The sequence below is a fragment of the Winogradskyella sp. UBA3174 genome (assembly GCF_002364335.1).
Classification (GTDB): Bacteria; Bacteroidota; Bacteroidia; order Flavobacteriales; family Flavobacteriaceae; genus Winogradskyella.
On sequence record NZ_DEXW01000001.1, the window covers coordinates 631 to 1,920 of the forward strand.

Genomic DNA, 1,290 nt, shown 5'->3' on the forward strand with positions numbered 1-1,290 from the left:
CTAACCATACACATCACGTTACCCAACATTTGAAAAAAACAACGTACATACAATTTAAAGTTCCGAAAAGCAAACATAATTCTCAACCTGACGGAGTTGTGAAGCGTAATATTAAAAAAGCAATAATCGGAATTGTGAGTTCAATAATCCCAAAAGCAAATCCTGATTTTGACCATAAAATTGACTTTGTAGAAGATTGGCTTGTCGAACTGGATAATGAAACTGGAATTCCTGAACGCGAAATCGGAATGGATAAAGATGGACGAATAATTGTAAAAATGCCATTCAAAAAGAATTACGGTTATTGGACTGATAACAATCTCTTGTTGGACGATTTTAAAGAGAGTTTTAGCACTTCAGAAATTAGTCGAGATAGTTTTGAAAATTATTGGAGTCTATTTGGAAAAACAGAAGATTTTGAAACCGAATTAACGGAATTTAAAACTCAATCAACAGGAGCAGATGGTGGACATATTTATATATTGGCAAAAGTTGATTTCAAAGGACAAAAACGAGAAATAGTAATTTTCTTCACGGACAAATCTGACGAGCGGAAAATTAAAGACTTGAAAAAAGTTAAAATACGTGGAAAAATAGTTGATGAGGGAATTGATCAATCATTAGCTCTTTTCGAAACGAAACTATTGAACGAATAAAAAACGTTGGGTAACAACGTGTATAAAACATAGCTAATAAGTGATAAACCGAAGGATATGTCCTTATTTGCAAAGACCGCCAAATTTTTAAATTTGGCTTTTAAGATTGATAAGTTAAAAACAAAATATAAAAATTCGGCTCTGTGCTAATCCGAAAAGTTAGCGTCTTTTTAAACGCTACGTTTCATACACAAGACCGTTGTAGGTAATGCACTCACCGCAAAAACTCGTGCTAAATCCAAACTTACGGCTGAATAAAAAGTTAAATAATTAAATTGGAGATTTAAGTCGGATTTTAAATCATAGTACTGAAAAAAACGTCGGAATTTAAAGCAGTACGCTGGACAAAATAGCTGACTTAAAATCGTTGAACTGATTGCGACCCAAAAAATACTAGACTGAAATCGGAACTGGAAAAGCAACACGCTGGATTGAATTGCAAAACGAGAATAGCGTTGGACTGACTGCAACCGATTGCCCTCTGAATAAATGACGTCGGACTGAATTGCGGAGATTTTTTTTTGGTTTTTTAAGGGTAAAATCGGTTGCTGTGAATTGTTGGAATCTGCGTCGCCAAAAAAATAAAAATACTTGAAAAACTAAAGCACTACCTACAACACGGTGTATAATTAAT

At 33.9% G+C, this 1,290-nt stretch carries 1 protein-coding gene; it reads left to right on the forward strand.

Annotated features, from left to right (window positions below; translation table 11 throughout):
• On the forward strand, positions 1 to 656 hold a 656-nt coding region (locus B2U95_RS00010; protein ID WP_296310983.1), incomplete at its 5' end, for a hypothetical protein.
• Between the last annotated feature and the right edge of the window lie 634 nt (positions 657 to 1,290).